Origin of the sequence: Mycobacterium colombiense (assembly GCF_003284975.1) — a bacterium.
Taxonomy (GTDB): Bacteria; Actinomycetota; Actinomycetes; order Mycobacteriales; family Mycobacteriaceae; genus Mycobacterium; species Mycobacterium europaeum_A.
This window is the reverse complement of record NZ_QMEU01000151.1, coordinates 1-8,599: the sequence shown is the minus strand read 5'-3', so window position 1 is coordinate 8,599 and position 8,599 is coordinate 1. Positions and strand designations below refer to the sequence as shown.

Sequence of the window (8,599 nt, the reverse complement as noted above, 5' to 3'; positions counted from 1 at the left end):
CCCGCCTGCGGTCTGGCCGGCGCCACCCCGCAGTGGGCCCGCAGCGCGATCGAGCTCGCCCGCAAGGCGGCCGAGATGTTCGCCGAGGACCCCGACGCCATCGGATAGGCAACCAATTGGTTGCGCTTAGGGCCACGATGTGCTGCACTCATAGGCAACCAGGAGGTTGCACATGAAGATCGAGAAGCAGGTCGTGCTGCGCGCGCCGCTTGACCGGGTGTGGCGGGCCATCAGCGACGCCGAGGAGTTCGGACGCTGGTTCGGGGTGCGCTTCGACGGGCCGTTCGTCGCCGGAACATCGGTGACCGCCGCGATCACCCCCACCACCGTCGACGGCGAGGTCGCCAAGCGTCAGGAGCCGCACACCGGGGTCCGCAGCACCTGGCAGATCGTCGCCGTCGAGCCGCCGCGCCGGTTCGCCTACCGCTGGCATCCGTTCGCCGTCGACCCCGACATCGACTACGACCAGGAGCCGACCACGCTCGTCGAGTTCACCCTGGCGGAGCGGCCCGACGGCGTGCTGCTGACCATCACCGAGTCCGGGTTCGAGGCGATCCCACCGGCACGTCGCGGCCCGTCCTTCGAGGCCAACGGCGAGGGCTGGGCGATCCAGACCACGCTGGTGCGCCGGTACGTCGAGGGCGTCCGGGTATGAGAGTCGCCGTCGACGCGCCGCTCTTCGACGCGCTCGGTGACCCCAACCGGCTGCGCATCATCGTGCGGCTCTGCGATCACGGCCCGAGCTCGACATCGCAGGTCACCAGCGTCATACCGGTCACCCGGCAGGCGGCCAGCAAGCACCTGCAGCTGCTGGAGTCCGTCGGGCTGGTGACCAGCAGCCGGCGGGGCCGCGAGCGGGTGTGGGCGGTGCGGACCGAGCCGCTGGCGTCGGCCAGCGACTACCTGAGCCAGCTGTCCCGCCGGTGGGATGCCGCCGTGGATCGGTTGCGCTCGTACGTCCAGGACTGAGCGCGCCGGGTTTTGCGTCGGTGTCCTCGGATAGCCTGCCAAGGTGAGCTCAGCAGAAGCTGATTCGGTATCGCCCGAGGTGCGCCGGCAGTGGCAGGACCTGGCCGAAACGGTCCGCGAACACCAGTTCCGCTACTACATCAAGGACGCCCCGATCATCTCGGACGCGGACTTCGACGCGATGTTCAACGAACTCCTGGCGCTCGAGGAGCGGCATCCCGAGCTCCGGGTGGCCGATTCGCCGACCCAGCTGGTCGGCGGCGCGGGATTCGCTACCGAATTCGCCGAGGCGGCGCACCTGGAGCGGATGCTGAGCCTCGACGACGTCTTCGATCGCGACGAGCTGGTGGCCTGGAGCAACCGCGTCGAGAACGAGGTCGGCAAGGAACCGCATTACCTGTGCGAACTCAAGATCGACGGGGTGGCCTTGTCGCTGGTGTATCGCGACGGCCGGTTGGAGCGGGCCGCCACCCGGGGCGACGGCCGGGTCGGCGAGGACGTCACGCTCAACGCGCGCACCATCGACGACGTCCCGGAGCGGCTGTCGGCCGGCACGGACTTCCCGGTCCCCGCCCTGCTCGAGGTGCGCGGCGAGGTGTTCTTTCTGCTCGCCGATTTCGAGGCGCTCAACGCCAGCCTGGTCGAGGACGGCAAGGCGCCGTTCGCCAACCCGCGCAACAGCGCGGCCGGGTCGCTGCGCCAGAAGAACCCGGCCGTCACCGCACGGCGCAAGCTGCGGATGATCTGTCACGGCATCGGCCGCACCGAGGGGTTCGCGCCCAAGAGCCAGCACGAGGCCTACGCCGCGCTGAGCGCCTGGGGCCTGCCGGTGGCCGCACAGACCGCGCGGGTGCGCGGCCTCGCCGCCGTAGAGGAGCGGATCGCCTACTGGGGTGAACACCGCTACGAGCTTGAGCACGAAATCGACGGCGTGGTCGTCAAAGTCGATGACGTCGCCCTGCAGCGCCGGCTGGGAACCACCTCGCGCGCGCCGCGGTGGGCCGTCGCCTACAAGTACCCGCCGCAGGAGGCGCAGACCAAGCTGCTCGACATCCGCGTCAACGTCGGGCGCACCGGACGCGTCACGCCGTTCGCGTTCATGACGCCGGTGAAGGTGGCCGGGTCGACGGTGGGGTTGGCCACCCTGCACAACGCCGCGGAGGTCAAGCGCAAGGGCGTGCTGATCGGCGACACGGTGATGATCCGCAAGGCCGGTGACGTGATCCCGGAGGTGCTCGGGCCCGTCGTCGACCTGCGCGACGGTTCCGAACGCGAATTCGACATGCCCACCGCGTGTCCGGAGTGTGGCACCCCGCTGGCGCCGGCCAAGGAGGGCGACGCCGACATCCGCTGCCCCAACGCCCGGTCCTGTCCGGCGCAGTTGCGCGAGCGGGTGTTTCACGTCGCCGGGCGCGGCGCGCTCGACATCGAGGGCCTGGGCTACGAGGCGGCCACCGCGCTGCTCAAAGCCGGCGTGATCGCCGACGAGGGCGACCTGTTCGGGCTCACCGAGGACGACCTGCTGCGCACCGAGCTGTTCCGGACCAAGGCCGGTTCCCTGTCCGCCAACGGCAGGCGCCTGCTCGACAACCTGGACAAGGCCAAGAAGGTGGCGCTGTGGCGGGTGCTGGTGGCGTTGTCGATCCGGCATGTCGGCCCGACGGCCGCGCGTGCCCTGGCGACCGAGTTCGGCGACCTGGACGCGATCATGTCGGCATCGACGGAACGATTGGCCGCGGTGGAGGGCGTCGGGCCGACGATCGCGGCGGCACTCACCGAGTGGTTCACTGTCGAGTGGCACCGCGCGATCGTCGAGAAGTGGCGGGCGGCCGGCGTGCGGATGGCCGACGAGCGCGACACCAGCGTGCCGCGCACGCTGGAGGGGCTGACGGTGGTGGTCACCGGGTCGCTGGCCGGCTTCTCCCGCGACGACGCCAAGGAGGCGATCCTGGCGCGCGGCGGAAAGGCCGCCGGCTCGGTGTCGAAGAAGACCGACTACGTGGTGGCCGGTGATTCGCCGGGTTCCAAGTACGACAAGGCGATCGAGCTGGGGGTGCCCGTCCTCGACGAGGATGGCTTCCGGACACTGCTTGCCGAGGGTCCGGCCGAAACCCCCGCGGACTGAGCCTATGAGCAATCGGTACGGTGATTCCACGCGCAGCCTCAAAGCCGTTGATTCTCAAGCGATTCCGGGTCAGCCGGTGGCCCCGCAGCCGGTGCTCGCGTCCACCTACCACCTGTCCGGCGACGAGTCCGGTGCCGTGGACAACTACGGCCGCGACTCCAATCCGACTTGGCGGCAACTGGAGTCCGCACTCGCCGGGCTGGAGGGCGCGGCCGGTGCGCTGCTGTTCGGCTCGGGCATGGCGGCCATCGCCGCGGTGTTGCGGACCCTGGCGACGGCCGGGTCGACGGTGGTGATACCCGCCGACGGCTACTATGAAGTTCGCCGCTACGCCCGCGAGGACCTGGCGCCGGCGGGCGTGAGCGTCATCGAGGCGTCGAGTACGCAGATCTATGACGCCGCCGCGGGGGCCGACGTGGTACTGGCCGAGACCCCCACCAATCCGGCGTTGGATGTCGTTGATCTGCACCGGTTGGCCACCATCTGCCGGGGTCGCGGCGCCCGGTTGGTCGTCGACAACACCGTCGCCACGCCCCTGGGGCAGCAGCCGCTGTCGCTGGGCGCCGACGCGGTGGTGGCCAGCGCCACCAAGGCCCTGTCGGGTCACAGCGACCTGTTGGCCGGATACGTCGCCACCGATCACCCCGAGCTGCTCGCCGCGGCGCGGCGCCACCGGCAGTCCGCCGGCGCGATCCTGGGCGGATTCGAGGCGTGGCTTCTGTTGCGCAGCATGGGAACTGCGGGATTGCGCTTCGAACGCCAATGCCAGAACGCCCGGGCGGTGGCGACCATGCTGGCCCGTCACCCGGCGGTGCGGGCGGTGCGCTATCCGGGATTGGCCGACGATCCGGCGCACCAAGTGGCCATGGCCCAGATGCGCCGATTCGGGGCGCTGGTCTCGGTCGAATTGGCCGATGCGGCCGCGGTGCACGCGCTGGTGGACCGCAGCGAACTGCTGATCGCCTCCACCAGTTTCGGTGGCCTGCACACCTCGGTGGACCGCAGGGCGCGCTGGGGCGACCCGGTCCCCGACGGATTCGCGCGCATCTCACTGGGTATTGAGGACACCGACGACCTGCTCACCGACATCGAACGCGCGCTGCTGCCCTCGCGCTGACGCGACATCCGTCGGGCCGGACTCGGCGGAAATTGGTCCGCATCGCCCGAGCGGCTCTATCGTGGGCTCTATGACCCAGACGGCCGATCGGTGCGAGCACGCATCGCCGTGGTCGCCGCGTGAGGCCGAAATCCTGGCCGTGACCCTGGCGCTACTGCAGGAACACGGCTATGACCAGCTGACGGTGGACGCGGTGGCCAACGCCGCGCGGGCCAGTAAGGCCACGGTGTATCGGCGCTGGCCGTCCAAGGCCGAGCTGGTACTGGCGGCCTTCATCGAAGGCGTCCGCAAGGTGGCGGTCCCGCCGAACACCGGCTCGCTGCGCGGCGATCTGCTGAGCCTGGGGGAGACGATCAGCCTGGAGTGCGGGCAGCACGCCGGCACCATTCGCGCGGTGATGGTCGAGGTGTCGCGGCACCCCGCGCTCAACGACGCCCTGCAGCATCAATTCCTCGACCAGCGCAAGGCGACGATCCAGCACGTGCTGCGTCAGGCCGTCGCCCGGGGCGAGATCACCGAGGATGTCATCACCGACGAACTCTGGGACCTGTTGCCCGGCTACCTCATCTTCCGGTCGATCATTCCCGGTCGCCCGCCCACCCGTGACACCGTGCAAGCGTTTGTCGACGGGTTTCTCATCCCCGGCCTGACCAAGCGCGCCGGGTAACGGCGCCGCATGCCCGCGCCGGCCCGTGGGAAATATGTACGCGTGCGTCTCTTGTACAGTACGGTCCCGTACCGTACTGTCATAGCTGTCGATCACGCTCACGAGGTTGGCAGCCGCAGTTGGCTTGAGCGTGATCTTGCCGCCCGATCTTCGAAAGGCTAACGGGTGAAAGGCTTTTCGATTGCGTCCCTGGTGAGGCGAGGATGGATGGTGCTCGTCGCGGTGCTGGTCGTGGCGCTCGCGGGATTCGGGATCTATCGCCTGCACGGCATCTTCGGCTCGCACGACAACACCGCGGCCAACAGCGGGCTGGCGGCCGAGATCGTCCCGTTCAACCCCAAGCGGGTCGTGCTCGAGGTGTTCGGCGCCCCGGGGGCGACTGCCACCATCAACTACCTCGACGTCAACGCCCAGCCCCAGCAGGTGAAGGACGCGCCATTGCCGTGGTCGTTCACCATCACCAGCACCGAGCCCGCGGTGATCGGCAACGTTGTCGCGCAGGGCAACGGCGACACCCTGGGCTGCCGCATCATCGTCAACGGCGAAGTGAAAGACCAACGCACCGTCCACAAAGTCGACGCCTACACCTTCTGTCTGGATAAATCTGGATGACAAACCATGAGCAGTCGCGGCCCTTCGTGCCGCGCACCATCCGCCGGCTCGCGCTGCCGATCCTGTTGTTCTGGGTGGCGCTGGCCGCCATCACCAACATCGCCGTGCCGCAGCTAGAAGACGTGGGCAAGACTCACAACGTGGCGCTGAACTCCCCAGATGCCCCGTCGCTCAAGGCGATCAAGCGCATCGGCGAGAAGTTCGGAGAGTTCAACACCGACAGCTCGGCCATGATCGTGCTAGAAGGCGACAAACCGCTGGGCGCCGACGCCCACCGGTTCTACGACGAGATGGTCCGCAGGATTGAGCAGGACCGCAAACACGTCCAGCACGTCCAGGATTACTGGGGCGACACGTTGACCGCGGCAGGATCGCAGAGCAGCGACGGCAAGGCCGCCTATGTTCAGGTGAACCTCGCCGGCAATCAGGGCTCTGCCTTGGCCAACGAGGGTGTCGGGGCGCTGCGCGACATCATCGAGCGCATGAAACCGCCGCCGGGGGTCAAGACCTATGTGACCGGTGCGGCGCCGCTGATCTCCGATCAGTTCGACGTTGGCAGCAAGGGCACCGCAAAGGTCACCGGGATCACCATCGGGGTGATCGCGCTGATGCTGTTCTTCGTCTACCGCTCGGTGCTCACCACGCTGCTGGTGCTCGCCACCGTGCTCATCGAAATGTCCGCGGCCCGAGGCCTTGTCGCGTTCCTGGGTAATGCCGGCGTGATCGGGCTGTCGACGTATGCCACGAATCTGCTCACGCTGCTGGTGATCGCGGCCGGCACCGACTACGCGATATTTTTCGTCGGTCGCTACCAGGAGGCGCGCGGCGCGGGCGAGGATCGCGAAAAAGCGTTCTACACCATGTATCACGGCACGACACACATCGTGTTGGGTTCGGGGCTCACCGTCGCGGGCGCGGTGGCCTGTCTGAGTTTCACCCGGTTGCCCTACTTCCAAAGCCTGGGTATCCCGGCGGCATTGGGCATTCTGGTCGCGCTGTTCGCCGCGCTCACCCTGGGGCCGGCGATGCTCACCCTGGGCGCCATGGTCGGCATCTTCGATCCCAAACGGGCGATCCGAACCCGCGGCTGGCGGCGGATCGGCACGGCCATCGTCCGCTGGCCCGGTGCGGTGCTCGCGGCGGCGTGCGCGCTGGCTTTGGTGGGACTGCTCGCCCTGCCCGGCTACAAGACCAGTTACGACACTCGCCCGTACATGCCGGCCAGCGCGCCGGCCAACATCGGATACACGGCCGCCGAGAAGCACTTCTCGCGGGCCCGTCTGGAGCCCGAATTGTTGATGGTCGAAACCGATCACGACATGCGCAACCCGGAGAGCATGCTGGTGCTGGACAAGGTGGCCAAGGCGGTGTTTCACGTTCCGGGTGTGGCGCAGGTGCAGACCATCACCCGGCCACTGGGGACCCCCCTCGTCCACAGCTCACTCGCCTTCGTGGTCAGCAATTCCAGTGCGGCGCAACAGCAAAACTTGACCTATCAACAGGATCGGGCGAACGACGCGCTCAAGCAGGCCAACGAGCTGAGCAAGACCATCGACATCCTCAAGCAGCAGTACGTTTTGCAACAACAACTCGCCGGCACCACCCACGAGGAGACCGAAAGTTTCCGCGACACGCTCGTCACCATCCGGGACCTGCGCGACAAGATCGCGAACTTCGACGACTTCTTCCGCCCGGTGCGCAGCTATTTCTATTGGGAGAAGCATTGTTACGACATTCCCGTCTGCTTCGCGTTCCGGTCGCTGTTCGACGCGCTCGACGGTGTTGACCAGCTCACCGAAAAGTTCGAAAACCTCACGGCCTCCCTCGACAAACTCGACGCGCTGCAGCCGAAACTGACGGCGCTGATACCGCCACAGATCGCGAGCCAGCAGACCAATCGCGATCTGACGCTGGCGAATTACGCCACGCTGTCCGGGATTTACGCGCAGACCGCGGCCGCGATCGACAACGCGACCGCGTTGGGACGGGCCTTCGACGCGGCCAAGAACGACGACACCTTCTACCTGCCGCCCGAGGTGTTCGACAACCCCGACTTCAAGCGCGGGCTGAAATTGTTCCTGTCCCCGGACGGCAAGGCCGTCCGGATGATCGTCACACATGAAGGCGATCCCGCTACGCCGGAAGGCATTTCGCACATCGACCCGATGGCCAAGGCTGCCCATGAGGCCCTGAAGGGCACGCCGATGGCCGGCGCGCAGGTCTATCTGGGCGGCACCGCCGCGACGTATAAGGATATCCAGGACGGCGCCAAATACGACCTGATGATCGTGGCGTTCGCTGCGCTGAGCCTCATCCTGCTCATCATGATGATCATCACCCGCAGCCTGATCGCCGCCCTGGTGATCGTGGGCACCGTCGCCCTATCGCTGGGGGCGTCCTTCGGGCTCTCGGTCTTGGTGTGGCAGTACATCTTCGGCATCGAGCTGTATTGGGTTGTGCTGGCGCTGGCGGTGATCCTGCTGCTGGCGGTGGGATCGGACTACAACCTGCTGTTGATCTCGCGGTTCAAGGAAGAGATTCATGCGGGCCTGAATACCGGCATCATCCGGGCCATGGCGGGCTCCGGCTCGGTGGTCACCTCGGCAGGCATCGTCTTCGCCGTCACCATGTGTGCGTTCGTGTTCAGCGGTTTTCAGGTTCTCGGCCAGATCGGGACGACGATCGGGCTCGGCCTGTTGTTCGACACGCTGATCGTGCGGTCATTCATGACGCCATCTGTCGCAAGGCTTCTCGGGCGCTGGTTCTGGTGGCCACAACGGGTGCGGCCACGCCCGGCCAGCACCATGCTGCGGCCCTACGGCCCACGCCCGGCGGTTCGACAGCTGCTGTTGTGGGAGGACGACGACCCGGTTGCGATGTCATCAGGAGCTCGCTGATCCCGGTTCCGCGCGCCGGCCTGTTGCGTGGCCGCCGCGGGCTGAGAGCCCGGAACTTGTCGGTGGTGGCTGCGATGATGGCGTCATGTCTTCGACCGCGGCTGCAGTCTGCGTCGAAGTGCGCCCCAAGGATCGTCTGGAGGTGTTGTTCGAGGAGTTGGCGGAGTTGACCGGTCAGCGCAATGCGATTGATGGGCGCATCGTGGAGATCG

At 67.3% G+C, this 8,599-nt stretch carries 7 protein-coding genes and 1 pseudogene; all 8 read left to right on the top strand.

Features of this window, described 5'->3' with window-relative positions:
* A pseudogene (locus tag DQP58_RS27320) lies at positions 1 to 108 on the top strand (methionine synthase); the annotation flags it as partial.
* Between the two features lie 64 nt (positions 109 to 172).
* Positions 173 to 655, top strand: a complete 483-nt coding sequence (locus DQP58_RS24900; RefSeq protein WP_112710768.1) for an SRPBCC family protein — start codon at positions 173 to 175, stop codon at positions 653 to 655.
* Positions 652 to 969, top strand: coding sequence for an ArsR/SmtB family transcription factor (locus tag DQP58_RS24895; RefSeq protein WP_112710767.1), 318 nt, complete (start codon positions 652 to 654; stop codon positions 967 to 969). The genes DQP58_RS24900 and DQP58_RS24895 overlap by 4 nt, the downstream gene beginning before the upstream one ends.
* Before the next feature lie 43 nt (positions 970 to 1,012).
* Positions 1,013 to 3,094: an NAD-dependent DNA ligase LigA gene (gene ligA / locus DQP58_RS24890; RefSeq protein WP_112710766.1), complete on the top strand. Its 2,082-nt coding sequence runs from the start codon at positions 1,013 to 1,015 to the stop codon at positions 3,092 to 3,094.
* Between the two features lie 4 nt (positions 3,095 to 3,098).
* Complete coding sequence (locus tag DQP58_RS24885) at positions 3,099 to 4,211, top strand: cystathionine gamma-lyase (protein WP_112710765.1); 1,113 nt, start codon at positions 3,099 to 3,101, stop codon at positions 4,209 to 4,211.
* Between the two features lie 58 nt (positions 4,212 to 4,269).
* Positions 4,270 to 4,878 carry a TetR/AcrR family transcriptional regulator gene (locus DQP58_RS24880; RefSeq protein WP_112710769.1) on the top strand — a complete coding sequence of 203 codons (609 nt, stop codon included), beginning with the start codon at positions 4,270 to 4,272 and terminating at the stop codon, positions 4,876 to 4,878.
* Between the two features lie 165 nt (positions 4,879 to 5,043).
* The gene (locus DQP58_RS24875; protein ID WP_205869539.1) at positions 5,044 to 5,490 is read left to right on the top strand and encodes an MmpS family transport accessory protein; all 447 of its coding nucleotides are present in this window, start codon (positions 5,044 to 5,046) and stop codon (positions 5,488 to 5,490) included.
* A complete protein-coding gene (locus DQP58_RS24870; protein WP_112710763.1) occupies positions 5,487 to 8,387 on the top strand; it encodes an RND family transporter in 2,901 nt (966 codons plus the stop codon). Before DQP58_RS24875 ends, DQP58_RS24870 begins: the two co-directional genes overlap by 4 nt.
* Positions 8,388 to 8,599 lie beyond the last annotated feature (212 nt).

Coding starts and splice junctions, on each gene's coding strand:
- DQP58_RS24900 (WP_112710768.1), top strand. CDS start 173: ATGAAGATCGAGAAGCAGGTCGTGCTGCGCGCGCCGCTTGACCGGGTG.
- DQP58_RS24895 (WP_112710767.1), top strand. CDS start 652: ATGAGAGTCGCCGTCGACGCGCCGCTCTTCGACGCGCTCGGTGACCCC.
- DQP58_RS24885 (WP_112710765.1), top strand. CDS start 3,099: ATGAGCAATCGGTACGGTGATTCCACGCGCAGCCTCAAAGCCGTTGAT.
- DQP58_RS24870 (WP_112710763.1), top strand. CDS start 5,487: ATGACAAACCATGAGCAGTCGCGGCCCTTCGTGCCGCGCACCATCCGC.